This is a genomic window from Peribacillus sp. NPDC058002 (assembly GCF_042886655.1).
GTDB lineage: Bacteria > Bacillota > Bacilli > Bacillales > DSM-1321 > Peribacillus > Peribacillus aracenensis.
This window is the reverse complement of record NZ_JBHVQU010000096.1, coordinates 1-15,522: the sequence shown is the minus strand read 5'-3', so window position 1 is coordinate 15,522 and position 15,522 is coordinate 1. Positions and strand designations below refer to the sequence as shown.

The following is a 15,522-nucleotide window of genomic DNA, read 5'->3' as shown; positions in this document are numbered from 1 at the left end:
ACCGTACATCATGAAAGCACCCCGCGTCTGCTTACATAGTCATCCAGTCCTTTTTTCCGCAGATTACATGCCGGACATTCTCCACAGCCGTCGGAGATGATTCCGTTATAGCAAGTCAGGGTCTTTTCGCGGACAAAGTCGAAGGCGCCAAGCTGATCCGCAAGCTCCCATGTTTCTTCTTTATTAAGCCACATTAGCGGCGTATCAATCACGAATGACTGGTCCATCGACAAGTTCAAGGTCACATTCAACGATTTAATGAATACATCGCGGCAGTCAGGATATCCGCTGAAATCCGTTTCACAGACACCGGTGACAATATGTTTAGCGCCAATCTGACTCGCCAGCACTCCGGCAAACGAAAGGAACAGCAAATTCCTCCCTGGTACGAACGTCGACGGCAATTCCCCTTCTTCTCCGTCCGCAACTGCAATATCACTTCTCGTCAATGCATTCGGTGCCAGTTGGTTCAGCAGCGACATGTCAAGGATATGATGGTTCACGCCCAATTCCTTGGCGATGTTTTGAGCGCATTCGATTTCCAAGCTATGCCGCTGATTATAATCGAACGTCACCGCTTCCACTTCCTCAAATCTCTCCAATGCCCAGAACAGGCACGTCGTACTGTCCTGACCTCCGCTAAACACAACCACTGCCTTTTCTTTCTTCTTCATTTCTATAAAACTCCTTTTTACGGAAAAAAACAGCACCCTAAGAATAGAGCACTGTTTCTCCTTAGTTTTTTTGAGAGGGTAGCTAGAACCTCTTCCGCCTTAACGCGGAATATTATATTTTTCCAAGTCAATAGTAACTTGAAAACGATCATAAATCAAGATGATTATATTTAGTGAATAGTAGAGCTGATGGAAAATTTGGTTATCTTTTCATTGCTTAAATATCCCATTATCCTTCCGATAAAATAGTGTGATTAAAATATCGGTAAAGGGGTCCATTAATTTGAAAAGCATTAAAGGAAAGGTATTGGTGGCATTTTCACTCATCATATCTTTATGTGTCATCTTAGGAGCATTCAACATTTACAGCAGCAACAAGTCACTGGTATATTCCCAGGATATCATCGAAAAGGAACTTCCGCTTCTTATCCAAGATGAAAAGCTGCTATATAATCTAGCACAAAGAACCGCATTCGCCCGGGCCTATATTCTATATGGTGACGAGAGTTATAAAGAAAGGTTCTTACAATATACTGAAGACAGCAAGGTCATCCAGGAAGATCTCCTGGCTTTGAGCGATTCTGATAAAGTGAAGGCATTGATCGAGAAAAGCCGGGATTGGAGGATGATGATTGTAGACCGGGTATTTCCACAATATGAAAAGGGAAATGAAGAACGAGCGAAAGAGATACTCAAAAATGAAGTGGCGCCAATCAGCAATGAAGTAATGGAGGGTTTCAAGGAGCTTGCTTCGGAACGCGAGGAATTGATTGTCTCTTCAGGTGAAACCGTCATCGCAAGCGGGAAATCGGTAAAGACGACAAGTATCATCATATCCATTGCGGCAGTCCTTATCGGCCTTCTGCTGGCGCTTGTGACTGCCAACCTCATTACCACCCCCCTCCTTAAAATCAGGGACAGGATGAAAATGGTGGCTGACGGAAAGCTGAATCATGAGCCCCTGAAGCAAAAGTCATATGATGAAATGGGCGAATTAACGGTATCCGCCAACCAAATGCAGAAAAACCTTCGTGATACGATCGAAAAAATGCTCGTTGTATCCGAATCCGTTTCCAACCAAAGTGAGAATCTGACTCAATCAGCAAATGAAGTCCAGCAGGGCAGCAAACAAATAGCGACTACCATGCATGAACTTTCGGAAGGTTCGGAGTCACAGGCCAACCGGGCAGCTGAAGTGGTTCGCATGATGGATGATTTCACCGGCAGAATCGAGTTGGCCCGCCTAGAAGGAGTGGATGTTGCTAAAAGTTCAACCGAAATCCTTTTCTTGACCAAGGAGGGCACCACTTTAATGCGCAGTTCGATCCAACAGATGCAATGTATTGATGGGATTGTAAAAAATGCCGTAGAGCAAGTGAAAGGGCTCGATTCCCAATCGCAGCAAATTTCGCAGCTTGTACAGGTCATCAAGAATATATCCAATCAAACCAATCTATTGGCACTGAATGCTGCCATAGAAGCCGCTCGTGCCGGTGAACATGGCAAGGGCTTTGCCGTCGTCGCCGATGAAGTGCGGAAACTCGCTGAAGAGGTCACACACTCCGTTGGGGATATCACCAATATTGTCTCCGCCATTCAAACGGATTCAAAAACAGTCGTCCACTCCCTGGAAGATGGTTATGCACAAGTGGATGAAGGCACGAAACAGATCACGCTCACAGGCCAAACCTTTGAAACAATCAATCACTCTGTCGGGAATATGGAAATGAAAATACAGCATATAACAGACGAATTGAACTATATCTCCACAAATAGCAAAAATATCAATCAGGCTATCGAAGATATCGCCGCGGTTTCTGAAGAGTCCGCAGCTGGAATCGAACAAGTCTCCGCCTCTGCTCAGCAATCCAGCTCTTCGATGGATGAAGTCACGAGTCATGCCAGTGAACTTACATCTTCGGCAGAACTGCTGACTGAACAGGTTGGGAAGTTCCAATTATGACACTAGCAATTTCCCGGCACATGAATGCGGGAAATTGCTTTTCCCTTCCATTATATAGATTGTTTCATTTTCGTAAATTCGGGGAATAAATAACTATAACCAATAATAAATCATTAAAAAGCAAATCTATCAAAAGCGGCGGCTGGAAGTGAATATTTTCCTTTATTTTCAGAATATTTAGTGTATAATTGATTAAAGGAATATTTTAACTTAAATAACCATCACTTTCCAATAACCGCTACTGCACATCCCGACATTCCCTTTCAACACCATGCACGGGCACTTATACTCAGTAAGGATCCATTGCACCTTTCTCTCGAATCAAACCGTACACGACTTTTTTCACACAAAAACACGTTTTTTACTCCAAATTTGTAAAAAAAGGTTAAATTACACACTTTATATGTTACTATTAAACTAAGACCTTTTAACCCCACAAGGAGGAATTCATATGAAACGTTTTTTCAAATTCATAACAGATTTTAACGAAAGAAAAGCACTGGAACGGGAAACCGAAGAATTCTTTCGCAAAGAACATGAAAATTATATGAAGATGAATCCTGACAATCAAGGAAAAAGAAGGAGATTAGCTCCTAGACTTTATGTGATTGATGGCGGTAAAAAGGACTCCAACCTTGAGATTTCTGACAGAAAGAAATCAAGTTAACCTGATTCCTTCCATAATCAGCTACCAAAAGCTGTAGCTCAAGACCCACAAACGGTAAATCTCCATGAAAAATGGAAATTCGTGACCATTCCATTCATTTACAATATATAAGCCGAAAGCTCAGATATGCTTCTGAGCTTTTTTTCTATTTCATTCTTCTATAAACACTATATCTATAGAAGAAACTAGGTATTTTTTAAAAAAATGGGTTAACTTTAGTTTATTTCATGTTTAAGGTAAAAGTTCCATTATAGTCTGCGGGGTATTCTCTGAGGAAAAAACCGGAAAATACAAAAAAAAAGAGATGTGTTCTTTTACTCATCTTTAATCAAATTCAAAAGAGTTCAACTAATTGAGTCGTTAGTTGCAATATCTTACATTGAATAACAAATGCATAAATATTGTTACGTTTATGTCAAACAATGGGTATAAACAATTACCAAACTGTAATAAACGTCACTTTTAATAACCAATTATTATTCAAATATAGCCATTAGGAATCAGGTTCAAATGCTCATAAAACTACTTTGATTATTACCAAAATGGTATCTTTATTAAACTTTCCATAATTTAGTGTAAATCAACTAGTATTCCATCGATTTCCAGACATAACTTTGTACTCATAAAACAATTCATCCCATTAGATACTATTACACTCTAATATACATTTATTTGAAAAACTTGAAAAAAACTATATTACAATAAAATAATTAGCTCTTGCCTATTAAGTTTAAAATCATGTAGTGTGTATTCAGTAATTCAAATATTTGAAAAAAAGAGAGGTTAAAAAATGGCACCGATATTTATTTGTGCGATCTTTTTGCTTGGCTATGGCATTTTCGAACAAAAACGCCATCAGAAGCGTCTCGACTCCATCCCAGTGCGTGTGAATGTGAATGGGATTCGAGGGAAATCGACTGTAACGCGTCTAATTACAGGTGTGATCCAAGAAGCTAAGTACAAAACAGTAGGCAAAACAACCGGAACATCAGCAAGAATGATCTATTGGTTTACCGATAAGGAAAAACCGATTGTACGTCGCCCAGAAGGACCCAACATAGGAGAACAGCGGCGTGTAGTTAAAGAAGTTGCCGATTTAGGCACGGAAGCACTGGTTTGTGAGTGCATGGCCGTACAGCCTGACTATCAATTAATCTTCCAAAACAAAATGATCCAAGCAAACATTGGCGTAATCGTGAATGTATTGGAAGATCATATGGATGTAATGGGACCGACTTTGGATGAGGTTGCTGAAGCTTTCACTGCTACCATTCCCTATAATGGTCACTTAATAACCATCGAAAGTGAATATTTGGACTTTTTCAAGCAAATTGCCAAAGAACGCAACACAAAAGTAATCGTTGCAGACAATTCGAGAATTTCGGAAGATTTTCTACGCGAATTCGACTATATGGTATTTCCTGATAATGCATCACTGGCATTGGCCGTTGCGGAAGCTTTGGGCATCGATGAAAAAACAGCTTTTCGCGGAATGTTGAATGCGCATCCCGATCCAGGTGCCATGCGGATCACCAAATTCGGGGATTCCATCCAGCCAACTTTCTTTGTCAATGGCTTTGCTGCAAATGACGCGTCATCGACACTGAACATCTGGGAACGTGTCAATACGTTCGGATACAGCACAGAACCTCCTATCGTCATCATGAATTGCCGTCCCGACCGTGTGGACCGTACAGAGCAGTTTGCTAGAGATGTATTGCCTTACATAAAATCTGAAATCGTCATTTCCATTGGTGAAACCACATCACCGATCACTCGGGCATTCGAGCAAGGTCAATTGGATACAAAAGAATATTGGGATTTAGAAAACTGGTCAACTGAAGAAATCGTTGCCCGCCTCCGCCCATTGATGAAGAATCGCATCGTCTACGGTGTCGGGAATATTCACGGTGCAGCGGAACCTTTAATTGAAGCATTCATGAAATCTAAAACAAAGCAAAAAGCAAGTTAAGTAGGAGGAACCTTAATGTTTGGATCGGATTTATATGTAGCCCTAGTACTGGGAGTAACGCTTAGCCTTATATTTTCAGAAAAGACGGGTGTCGTACCCGCAGGACTTATCGTGCCTGGTTATTTGGCATTAGTATTTGACCAATGGGAAATCATGCTGGTCATCTTGTCCATTAGTATAGTAACTTATTTGATCGTCGCCCACGGCCTTTCAAGATGGGTGATTTTATATGGAAGAAGAAAATTCGCAGCCATGATGGTGACCGGGATTTGCTTGAAACTCCTATTGGATTTAGTCTACCCCGTCATGCCATTTGAAATATTCGAGTTTCGGGGAATCGGTATAATCGTACCCGGATTGATAGCGAATACCATACAAAGACAAGGAATGCCATTGACACTTGGCAGCACGCTTTTATTATCCGGCTTGACTTTCGGTTTAATGAACGTGTACTACCTATTCTGAGGTGCAAAAAATGAAACGGAATTTAAATGCAAAAGAAAAAACACTTATCTTTATTAAACGCACGAAGAAAAAGAATCTTAAATACACTGGAATCATACTACCTATATTACTAATCGCTTTAGTCATTACCACTTGGGTGGGACGGGCTCAAGAAGTGAAAACAACCGCTTCAAAAACTGATCAACCATTGACGATGACGATGGTCGGTGATGTGATGATGGGACGTTATGTTGAAGAAGTAACGGAAAAGCACGGGTATGATTACCTCTTCCGTTATATGAAGCCCTATTTTACCGATTCAGACTATGTCAGTGGGAATTATGAACATCCCGTTTTAAAAGAAGAGGTATCCAACTACAAGGAAGCAGACACAGCCATCAGGTTAAACTCCAATAATAATGGTGTGAAGGCCGTTAAAGATGCTGGCTTCACTGTGATGAATTTGGCCAATAACCATATGATGGACTATGAAGAACGAGGACTGCTTGACACGATTGATGAATTCAAAACTGAGGATATGCACTATGTTGGTGCTGGATCGAACACTACCGAAGCTAAAAATAGCATCGACTATACGGATATTAATGGCGTGCGTGTCGCAACACTTGGATTCACAGATGTTTACGGTAAGGATGCCGTGTCAAAAAGTAATAAAGCCGGGATATTGAACACCAACCCTGATTTATTATTTGAAATGATTGAAAAAGCAAAGGATGCCAAGCAAGGCAACGCAGACTTGGTAGTGGTGAATGTTCACTGGGGAATAGAATATTCAACATCTACAACCGCTCGTCAAACAGACTTGGCTAAAGCGATAATCGATGCGGGAGCTGATGTCATCATCGGCCATCACCCCCATGTGCTTCAATCGTTTGATGTTTATAAAGATGGAATCATTTTCTATAGCTTAGGAAACTTCGTTTTCGATCAAGGCTGGACACGCACAAAAGATTCAGCCATGGTTCAATACCATTTAGCGGAAGACGGAAAAGCTACAGTCGATGTCGTTCCACTGCAAATTGAAGAAGCAACACCAAGGCCAGCTACCTCTTCAATCGACAAATCACGTGTTTACCGTCAGTTGACGAAGGAAACGAGTGAAAAAACCCAATGGTCGAAAAAAGAGGATCACATCGAGATTACATTGGATCACAAGAAGGTAATCGAGCATAAGGCTCAACGTGAGCAAGAAGAAAAAGCTGCGAGGGCAGCAAAAGAAGCGAAAGAAGCGAAAGAAAAGAAAGCTGCACAAGAGAAAAAGGCAGCACAACCTATACAACAGGACATACAGCCCATTCAGTAAGGATCGATTGAATACTATTATGTGAAATGAGAAACAACTTGGAGTCTCAACTAGAAGGGGGAGTAATCGATGATTAACCGTGCGACTTGGAAAATATGCATTTCACTTTGCCTGCTCATATATTTAGCTGGATGTTCGAAGACCCCCCCTATTTCTGACACGAATGATCCGATAGATAGTAAAACGGAACAATCATATGGGGTCAGTTCTTCAAATCCAATCGCAATAGATGTCGGGATGGATATATTGAAAAATGGTGGAACGGCGGCAGATGCCGCCATTGCGGTATCCTATGTATTAGGTGTAGTTGAACCTTTTGGATCTGGCGTGGGTGGCGGCGGCGGTATGCTGATTGCACCGAAATCCGGCGATCCCAATTTTATCGATTATCGTGAATCCTCTCCGGAAGACCCAAGTTCAAGACACAATGCAGGGATTCCTGGCTTAGTGGCCGGCATGCAGGTTATAAGTGATAAGTATGGGAGCGTACCAATGGCAGACCTTCTCCAGCCTGCGATAGATTTGGCTGAAGGCGGATTTGAAGTCGACGAAATGTTATCATCACGCTTAGAAGCAGCTCAGCCAAGGATATCTTCCGATGCGACTTCACTTTTTTATCCTGATGGCGATGCCATTGAACCAGGCAAAACCCTCGTTCAAGAAAGACTTGCTAAAACATTGAAGCAGATTCAAAAGAAAGGTCCTGATGGTTTTTATAAAGGGGAAATCGCACGGGATATTAAAAGAGAAACAGATATCGACTTGATGGATTTAAAGCGCTATGAGGTGAAAGAACGTAAGCCGGTCCATGGAACATTTGCCGGTTATGATGCTTTTACCGCCCCTCCGCCCTTTTCCGGGATTACCGTTCTTGAAATGCTAAAGCTCGCCGAGGAGATGGACCTCAGTGATTCTCCTAGCAAATCAAATTATATGAAGGTATTGGGGGGCATCACAGATACTGCTTATCAAGACCGATCCGCCAATATTGGGGATGGAATAAGTCACTCTAAGGCGGAAAAATTGCTCTCCCCCATTCACTTGGACAATCTAAAAAATATGATCAAAAGTGAAAAATGGAAAAATAAAGAATCGAATGGTTCCGAAGAACATGAAAGTACGACACATTTTGTGATCATGGACAAGTATGGCACTGTCGTTTCCGCCACAAATACGCTCAGTAACTTTTTCGGATCTGGTGATTATACGAATGGATTTTTCATTAACGATCAATTGAAAAATTTCCGGTCCGGTTTGAACGCTCAAGAGGCATATAAACGGTCAAGAACTTTCACCGCTCCTACCATTCTCAAGAAACCAGGGCAAGAATCGATCGGGATCGGCTCACCAGGCGGCGATAGAATTCCTCAAGTATTGATGCAGGTCCTTTATTCATATACAGAGAATGAAGGCTCATTTCAGGATATCATCGACCGTAATCGGTTCGTCTACGATGGAAATAAGATTTATACGGAATCCAGGCTTTCGAATGAAATAACAACAGACTTGGAAGATTCCGGATATGAAGTCATCCAGAAGATCTCCCCCATGTATTACGGCGGGGTTCAAGTACTCGTTAAAAACGAGAAAAATGGACAAGTATCCGGAGCTGGAGATAAAAGAAGGAATGGAAGCTGGAAAGCCGAGCAATAAAAGGGCAATCCAGTCCCTCCTTTTCTAAATATCATATGAATTTTAGCGATGTATAAGGGGACTTAGAATATGAATATCGTAAAAAAAATAACAAGCTGGGTTATACCCGTTTTTCTAATAGCTGCCCTTCTTGTGACCATGAATACATTTAAACGGACAGAAACGTTAACACCCGAAGAGCAACAGAAAATAGAACAATATACGACTATCGAAAAATAAAAAAAGCTGGGGCATCCCCGCTTTTTTTATTTTTGCCTTCAACGGATATGAAAGATTAATTACTTACAAGATACGGAGGATAACCATGAATGGAAATAGCTATACCGATTATATTGAACTGCAGCAAAATGAACAAGAAGAACTCGATTACCGCATCATCGTTCATCACAGGAATCCTGATATCGCAATTCTGGCCATACACGGCGGGAACATCGAACCTGGAACCAGCGAGATTGCAGCCGCACTTGGAGAGAGCCTTTATGCAAGCACCTATCTTTTCGAAGGCCTTAAACTAAGGGGTAACCAGGTCCTCCATATAACATCCTGCTTGTTCAATGAACCGTTCGGCGTTTCAATGGCAGCGAACGCTCAGACCACCCTTTCGATCCATGGCCACTACGACGTACATAATGCGCTGGTTTACATCGGCGGAAGGAACGAACCCTATAAGAACCTCATTCAGCAATACCTCAGCAAAGCTGGATTTCAAACTGATCATGCACCGCAGCACCTTTCAGGCATGAAAGGAAACAACATCACCAACTCATCCAAGATGGGTGCAGGCGTGCAATTGGAACTTTCCACAAAGCTTAGAAAAAGCTTTTTCAAAGGTAATGACTTTACCAGTAAGAACAGGGTCAATCCATGTGATCTTTTTAAACGGTTCGTTACTGCCATTGAAAAAGCGACTCTTGAATATAAACAGGTTGAATGACTTTCTTAGTCCATCAGGCTTGCAACTTGACCGAAGCTTTCGAATTTCTGTGCAAAATAACCTGACGAAAGGTTGGAGATATGAACGCCTGCGTTTTCCGTTGTATGGAGAAAACGGCCATCACCTAGATATATGCCTACATGGGTCACACCTAGCCTTGTTCCTGTGTTGCTGAAAAACACTAAATCCCCTGCCTTTGGATTTTCGATTTTGGGCAGCAATGAGAAGTAATCCTCTGCGGAGCCCCGTTTTACTGTAAGCCCCTGCTCCTTCATGACCCAATAAATGAAGCCGCTGCAATCCATTCCGGTCATTGGATCGTCTCCCCCGAAAACATAGGGGAATCCGCGTAAAGTGTATGCATACTTGATGACATCATATGCTTTATCATATGCAGCCTCCTGGTCTACATAAAACGGATATAACGGGTTGCTGTATAGTTGAAGATACTGCCCTTGCATCAACTCATCAGTACTTAACGCGTTACGGCTTTTGATCGATTTCATGGAAATGCTGTAATTCTCCGATATACTTTTAAGCGTTTCTCCCGTTTGGACGATATGCTCTCCTTTTGGCGTGTATGTTTTGTATGCCACTTGGTATTTGGCAAAGTAAGCTTCTGTAGTGGATCTCACCTGAACCGTTTCTGCGCCATATCCAGAATTGACAAATTGGTTTTTGCCGACATAAATACCCGCAGTCACGACCTTTAAGGTGTCTTTTTCCAGAAAGAATATGATATCCCCGGTTTTTGGAGTGGCTGTATCCATCCCTTGCTTATAAAAACCATCCACTGTCAAACGGTCAACCGGCACATTTTGCTGGGAAAGAACCCAATGAATCAACCCGCTTGAATCAAAGCCTTTTTCAGGCGTCTCCTCACCAGCTGACTTTTTAAACCCTATAAAAGATTTCGCATATCTCGCAATTTTTTGTCCTCTCTCCGACCATTGATAGATGGAAGGAGTATACGCCGTTTTAATGATTGTCAACTTTTGGCCCGCAAATAACTTTTCATCCGGTAAACCATTCGTTTTCATTAATTGCTCAGCCGATATATCATATGTCCTGGCAATCGATTCTACCGTTTCGCCAGAGATTACAGTATGCACAGGTTCTGCCGCCTCGGCCTTTAAGCCAGGTAAAAAAGTGAAACTAACCATGAATACCAATGTAAGTATCATACAGCTTATTTTTCCATTAAACATTTTAACCCTTCCTTTATACCTGAAATATTTTTTAATTTACGATGTTCAAGCAAATCCCATCACATGAATCTTTTATCCTATAATTCACCTAATCGGATACGCCTTAATACCTATCACAACGATAATATCGGCGAGACAAGTAAAACTTTTAGCCTATTTTCGCAAAAAAAATCATCAGGCGTATTCTATAAAATACCTTAAGAATAAATCAGCACTGTAAAATTTCACCCCACCCGAGATAAGTGAGAAATCGAAGAATTCCTAGAGGATTTTATTTTTTTATGCAGAATGGGTAATGTTAGATGAAAGGAAGGAATACCGGTCATGACGTGCATAACGGCCTGCCTTATTTATGAAGTGGCTAACGATATAGGAGTGAATATTTTGATAAGAATGACAGAGAAGGCCCGACAGGCAATTAAAGATATGCAGCATAGTTTGGGAGGGGAAACGTATTTAAGGTTTGGCATAAACAGACCTTGCTGTAACCAGATGAACTATACATTAAGCTTGGCAATCTCTAAAAAGGATCACGAGGAAATACTCGTTTTACATGATATAAAAATGTTGCTCGACCCATCGGACTCCCCTTTTACAGATCAAACGGAAATTGATTACGAAGGCGATGGATTTTGGATCAGGAACCCGAATCCGTTGGTATCACCTATCATCTAGCAGAAGAAAATAAGGAGAAAGCTTAAATGGCCTTCCCCTCGTTTCTATGAAACTATGACATGTACACTGTTTTTCCGCCCTTTATGGACACCATATTTTACATCATCTTTGGAGGCTCAAGGATTTTTAATAATATGGGGAGATGGTAATGAGTGATGCGGCTGCATGACTAGGTGGAGCAATGTCACTATCGTCGTTATTGGCATGACAACAACAAAAACCTACTACTTGTCCGATTCCTATATATTATTCCCCTTTGAAAAAAAAGCGTGGATACTTGACCCGCCCTTCTAAATTGTCATTTTGCACTTAGAATGGGCCCCGTACAACGAATCAGTGTTCAGTCCCTGCAGAATGATATTGCAATACAACCAAAAAGGGGAGACCACTTAGCGGCCTCCCCTTTTGCAATGCTTATGTTTTCCATTCCTCTAATTCTTTATCTGGAATTCCCCGAGCGTGTGCTCCAAATCAGTTATTAACTGGGTAAGCTGCTGTGTATATTGAGCGAGTTCATTTGATGCAGCGGCTTGTTCTTCCATCGAAGAGGCAATTTCTTCTGATGAAGCCGTCGTTTGCTGAGATACGGCTGTGATTTCTTCTATCACTTTAATTACCATTTCTTTTTGTTGATTGATGCTTTCAATGGATCTTGTTTCTTCCCGAATCGAATTGGATATCCTCACGATGGAATCCTCCAGCTCTTTCATGGCTTCACTTACCGTGTTTACGGCATTTTTTTGATCCTTGCTGATTTGATTCGTTTCATTGGTCGTTTTCAGCAGTTCCTCTGTATCTGACAGAATGCTTTGAATGATGGCTTGAATGTTTTTTGTAGCTTCTTTTGAATCATCAGCCAAACTCCGTACTTCATTCGCCACAACAGCAAACCCTTTGCCGGACTCACCTGCCCTTGCAGCTTCTATCGATGCATTCAATGATAACAAATTGGTTTGTTCCGATATTTTCGAAATGGCATTCGTGACATCGGAAATGGTTTTTGATTTTTCCACAAGTCTTAAGCTCATGCTGGTGACTGCAGCGAACGCCATTTCAAGTTTAAGGTAGGATGTTTCCAAACCACTTACCTGTTGTTTCCCTGACTCTATATTTTCAGACGCAAGCTCCAATACAGATTGGGTCTCCCTCGATTTTTTTGATAACCCATCGATTTCTCCACCAAGTACCTGGATCGTGCTCGCACCATGCTCCACCTGTTCAGATTGATTCGATGCACCCGCTGCAATCTCTTCTATCGCACGTGAAACATCTGTAATGGCCGCACTATTTTCAGCAGCTATTTGGCTTAAGCCTGCATTGGCATTTGTCACCGATTCCGCATTGCCGTTTACCTTGGCAACCAAGCCTCTTAATTTCCCCAGCATCGAGTTATAGCTTTTGCTTAAGTCCCCGATCTCATCATTGGATTTAACGGCAAATTCGGTCACTAAATCCCCGCTAGCCGTCTTTTCTATGATTCTTTGGAAGTCGGCCATGATTTTCGTTAACTTTCCTGCTAGATAAAGAGCACATACCATCCCTAGTAAAAGACCTAGAATACCTGAAATCACTATGATTCTATTAATGTCATCCAGCTTTGATTGCAGTATTCTGTCTGGAGTGAGCGCCAGCACCTTCCAGTTCACTTCAGGGACCGTACTCCATTCACCTGTATAATCTTCACCATCCAACGTCAAGGCTTGATTCGCCTTGATGCCCCCATTATACATGTCGGCCACCCACTTGAACTCTGAATTGAATCGGTCAGTATCCGCAATGAAATCTTCCACCCCTTCTTCCATGCCGCTTTTTTCAGGATTCATATTCTTCCCGTCCATCCCCTTCATGAATGAACTCACGATAAAACCTTGTGAATCCAAGATCACCAGATTGCTAGTAGAATCTTTTTCGATGGTTGACCTCATTTTCCCGATTGTCGTAAGGTCGATATCATAACCGAGGGCACCTGCCATTTTTCCGTCCGATAAAACGGGCGTGACAACGGAAGTCATGATCATCCCTGAAACTTTATCCTTATATACATCCATCCATTTCGTTTCTGGTCTTTCTGTCAGCTGCGTATAAGTCTTAGTATCCCTTGCATCCTGATTGAAATCCATTTGGGGCGAGGCATACAAGGAACCATCCGTTCCATCCATATAATAAACGGAAATTAGATCTTCATTATTCTTTTGAAATGCCTCTATCGTTTTTTGGATATCCTTGATTGAATCACCATCCTTGATCTGATTCGAAACCAGCTGTGATAACTGCTCTAGCGATTTTTCATATGTGGCCATGCTTAAATTGATTTGTGACGTTGCATTTTGTGCCGAGCTTTTGTTTATGGATATACTATCTTCTTTAAAAATGGAGGTCACTTTCACCCCCATTATCGAAACGGATACGACTATAGCGAGAAAAACGGATGTACATATAAATAATAACCATTTTATCCGGAGCGATATCCTTCTCTTTACTTTTTCTTTCTTATCAACCGATGAACTTCCCATTAATAATTTCCCCCTTTTATTTGACCTGCAAATGCGCTTGCTTACCTGTGTGAAAACAAAGATTCAATCTATGCTCAAAATGGGCCCTTCCTTATTTACGATCACTTACTTTATTTTTCCACATAAACATACTATATACCTAACCAATCCTTGTCAATTGCCAATAAAGAATAAAATAGTAGGTCTAAATACATAATTGCTATTAAAAAATAAACCTTTCGCTTTAATCTGTCTAAAAACCCACAATTTCCGTCACTGGATATGTACGAAAAAATCAAAAAACCCTTGGATTGAATAGAATCCAAGGGTTTCATAAGGGTTATAATAGAGTTAGCGTAACGCTGCGGCTAAGCTTTCTCCGAATTCTTTTGCACCATCCGGACCATCACCTGTGATGATATCATCATGCGCAACGACATGCTGTTTTGCATATTCAACGGAATTGGCTTTCAATTCGTCAATTTGAACATCAACTGGGTAACAAGCAGCTTTGCGGCCAGAAAGTAAGCCCGTTTTCGCTACAGTAACAGAACCTGCACAAATTCCCGTTACAAGAACTTTTTTCTCATGCGCTTGTTTCAAAAAACTTTGCAATTCTTGGTTGCCCCATAGATGATCGTTCGTACCTGATCCCCCAATTACTGCAACTGCATCATAATCACTGGCCGAAACATCAGAAAAGATCACCTCAGCTACCGCCTTGCCTTGATAGTCCCCATTTATTTCACCTGTTTTCGTACTGGCTATCGTTACTGCCACTCCTGCATTTTCCAAAACTTCTTTCGGCTGAAATAATTCATCTTCATTAAAACGTTCTGGTGGTATAATTAGTAATGCTTTTTTACTCATATATATTGCCTCCTGAATTGAATTGTCTGATGACTACTCAAATTGTAACGCTGGTAATCGACGATGTTAAGAATGCACTTTTATGTGCGGAGGTTACCTAAAGGTTACTGGTAAAATTAAAAAGGAGTTATTGTCCATGTCAGAAACATTAAGAGATGAAATCAAAGAAAAGATCTTAAACGGCTATTATAATTGCGAAAAAGAACTTACTTTATCCATATTCAGCGGTAAATGGAAAATCGTCATTCTATGGCATTTAGGTGTAGAAGGCCCACACCGATTCAGTGATCTTCAAAAGCTTTTCCCAAAAATATCCCATAAAATCTTAACGAATCAATTACGTGAACTTATGGAAGACGGAGTCGTCCATCGGGAGGTATATCCCGAGATCCCTCCCAAAGTCGAATATTCCATGACTGACCTTGGAATGACCTTACTGCCAATCGTTGAAATGATGTATGAGTGGGGAAAAAACAGAATGAATGAAATTAAACAAGAAATGCATGCCAGTGAAAATGATACGAAAAAATAATGCATTCGTGTCCCGAAAAACAAAGTCAGTTGTACAATTTTATGGAATAAAGGGCTCTAGCTTTCCGCGGGGCGGGCGGTGAGCCTCCTCGGCGTAAACGCCTGTGGGGTCTCA

14 protein-coding genes and 1 riboswitch are annotated in these 15,522 nt (G+C 41.3%); of the genes, 10 read left to right on the top strand and 4 right to left on the bottom strand.

Features of this window, described 5'->3' with window-relative positions:
- Positions 1-8: 8 nt before the first annotated feature.
- Positions 9-674 (bottom strand): 7-cyano-7-deazaguanine synthase QueC, encoded by a 666-nt coding sequence (gene queC, locus ACFVSH_RS16225; protein WP_387706864.1) that lies wholly within the window; start codon positions 672-674, stop codon positions 9-11.
- A gap of 55 nt (positions 675-729) precedes the next feature.
- Positions 730-772, bottom strand: a riboswitch (PreQ1 riboswitch).
- Between the two features lie 185 nt (positions 773-957).
- On the opposite strand from queC, the gene ACFVSH_RS16220 reads away from it, so the two are divergent.
- From ACFVSH_RS16220 to ACFVSH_RS16185, 8 genes are all read left to right on the top strand, one after another.
- Complete coding sequence (locus ACFVSH_RS16220) at positions 958-2,637, top strand: methyl-accepting chemotaxis protein (protein WP_387706862.1); 1,680 nt, start codon at positions 958-960, stop codon at positions 2,635-2,637.
- A 451-nt stretch (positions 2,638-3,088) separates the two neighbouring features.
- The gene (locus ACFVSH_RS16215; RefSeq protein WP_192206180.1) at positions 3,089-3,304 is read left to right on the top strand and encodes a hypothetical protein; all 216 of its coding nucleotides are present in this window, start codon (positions 3,089-3,091) and stop codon (positions 3,302-3,304) included.
- A 790-nt stretch (positions 3,305-4,094) separates the two neighbouring features.
- Positions 4,095-5,276, top strand: coding sequence for a poly-gamma-glutamate synthase PgsB (gene pgsB / locus ACFVSH_RS16210; protein WP_349727760.1), 1,182 nt, complete (start codon positions 4,095-4,097; stop codon positions 5,274-5,276).
- Positions 5,277-5,291: 15 nt separating this feature from the next.
- Positions 5,292-5,741, top strand: a complete 450-nt coding sequence (gene pgsC, locus ACFVSH_RS16205) for a poly-gamma-glutamate biosynthesis protein PgsC (protein ID WP_192206182.1) — start codon at positions 5,292-5,294, stop codon at positions 5,739-5,741.
- A gap of 10 nt (positions 5,742-5,751) precedes the next feature.
- Entirely contained in the window at positions 5,752-7,044 is a 1,293-nt protein-coding gene (locus ACFVSH_RS16200; protein ID WP_387600936.1) for a CapA family protein, read from the top strand.
- Positions 7,045-7,113: 69 nt separating this feature from the next.
- On the top strand, positions 7,114-8,697 hold the full coding sequence (locus tag ACFVSH_RS16195; protein ID WP_387600933.1) for a gamma-glutamyltransferase family protein: 1,584 nt from the start codon (positions 7,114-7,116) through the stop codon (positions 8,695-8,697).
- Positions 8,698-8,766: 69 nt separating this feature from the next.
- The gene (locus tag ACFVSH_RS16190; protein WP_311202534.1) at positions 8,767-8,916 is read left to right on the top strand and encodes a CapE family protein; all 150 of its coding nucleotides are present in this window, start codon (positions 8,767-8,769) and stop codon (positions 8,914-8,916) included.
- 85 nt (positions 8,917-9,001) lie between these two features.
- The gene (locus tag ACFVSH_RS16185) at positions 9,002-9,631 is read left to right on the top strand and encodes a poly-gamma-glutamate hydrolase family protein (RefSeq protein WP_387600929.1); all 630 of its coding nucleotides are present in this window, start codon (positions 9,002-9,004) and stop codon (positions 9,629-9,631) included.
- Positions 9,632-9,636: 5 nt separating this feature from the next.
- On the opposite strand, the gene ACFVSH_RS16180 is transcribed toward ACFVSH_RS16185, so the two are convergent.
- Positions 9,637-10,839, bottom strand: coding sequence for a C40 family peptidase (locus tag ACFVSH_RS16180; RefSeq protein ID WP_387600925.1), 1,203 nt, complete (start codon positions 10,837-10,839; stop codon positions 9,637-9,639).
- A gap of 324 nt (positions 10,840-11,163) precedes the next feature.
- Here ACFVSH_RS16180 and ACFVSH_RS16175 point away from each other — a divergent pair, with 324 nt between their 5' ends.
- The gene (locus tag ACFVSH_RS16175; RefSeq protein ID WP_387600922.1) at positions 11,164-11,514 is read left to right on the top strand and encodes a HesB/IscA family protein; all 351 of its coding nucleotides are present in this window, start codon (positions 11,164-11,166) and stop codon (positions 11,512-11,514) included.
- Between the two features lie 431 nt (positions 11,515-11,945).
- Here ACFVSH_RS16175 and ACFVSH_RS16170 read toward each other — a convergent pair whose 3' ends face one another.
- Together ACFVSH_RS16170 and ACFVSH_RS16165 are read right to left on the bottom strand one after the other, a co-directional pair.
- Positions 11,946-14,027, bottom strand: coding sequence for a methyl-accepting chemotaxis protein (locus tag ACFVSH_RS16170; protein ID WP_387600920.1), 2,082 nt, complete (start codon positions 14,025-14,027; stop codon positions 11,946-11,948).
- Between the two features lie 330 nt (positions 14,028-14,357).
- The gene (locus ACFVSH_RS16165) at positions 14,358-14,876 is read right to left on the bottom strand and encodes a DJ-1/PfpI family protein (RefSeq protein WP_387600917.1); all 519 of its coding nucleotides are present in this window, start codon (positions 14,874-14,876) and stop codon (positions 14,358-14,360) included.
- A gap of 136 nt (positions 14,877-15,012) precedes the next feature.
- Between ACFVSH_RS16165 and ACFVSH_RS16160 the strand changes: the two genes are divergently transcribed.
- Complete coding sequence (locus tag ACFVSH_RS16160) at positions 15,013-15,408, top strand: winged helix-turn-helix transcriptional regulator (RefSeq protein WP_387706859.1); 396 nt, start codon at positions 15,013-15,015, stop codon at positions 15,406-15,408.
- Positions 15,409-15,522: the final 114 nt, after the last annotated feature.

Coding starts and splice junctions, on each gene's coding strand:
- ACFVSH_RS16160 (WP_387706859.1), top strand. CDS start 15,013: ATGTCAGAAACATTAAGAGATGAAATCAAAGAAAAGATCTTAAACGGC.
- ACFVSH_RS16175 (WP_387600922.1), top strand. CDS start 11,164: ATGACGTGCATAACGGCCTGCCTTATTTATGAAGTGGCTAACGATATA.
- ACFVSH_RS16195 (WP_387600933.1), top strand. CDS start 7,114: ATGATTAACCGTGCGACTTGGAAAATATGCATTTCACTTTGCCTGCTC.
- ACFVSH_RS16190 (WP_311202534.1), top strand. CDS start 8,767: ATGAATATCGTAAAAAAAATAACAAGCTGGGTTATACCCGTTTTTCTA.
- pgsB (WP_349727760.1), top strand. CDS start 4,095: ATGGCACCGATATTTATTTGTGCGATCTTTTTGCTTGGCTATGGCATT.
- ACFVSH_RS16165 (WP_387600917.1), bottom strand. CDS start 14,876: ATGAGTAAAAAAGCATTACTAATTATACCACCAGAACGTTTTAATGAA.
- ACFVSH_RS16185 (WP_387600929.1), top strand. CDS start 9,002: ATGAATGGAAATAGCTATACCGATTATATTGAACTGCAGCAAAATGAA.
- queC (WP_387706864.1), bottom strand. CDS start 674: ATGAAGAAGAAAGAAAAGGCAGTGGTTGTGTTTAGCGGAGGTCAGGAC.
- pgsC (WP_192206182.1), top strand. CDS start 5,292: ATGTTTGGATCGGATTTATATGTAGCCCTAGTACTGGGAGTAACGCTT.
- ACFVSH_RS16170 (WP_387600920.1), bottom strand. CDS start 14,027: ATGGGAAGTTCATCGGTTGATAAGAAAGAAAAAGTAAAGAGAAGGATA.
- ACFVSH_RS16200 (WP_387600936.1), top strand. CDS start 5,752: ATGAAACGGAATTTAAATGCAAAAGAAAAAACACTTATCTTTATTAAA.
- ACFVSH_RS16215 (WP_192206180.1), top strand. CDS start 3,089: ATGAAACGTTTTTTCAAATTCATAACAGATTTTAACGAAAGAAAAGCA.
- ACFVSH_RS16180 (WP_387600925.1), bottom strand. CDS start 10,839: ATGTTTAATGGAAAAATAAGCTGTATGATACTTACATTGGTATTCATG.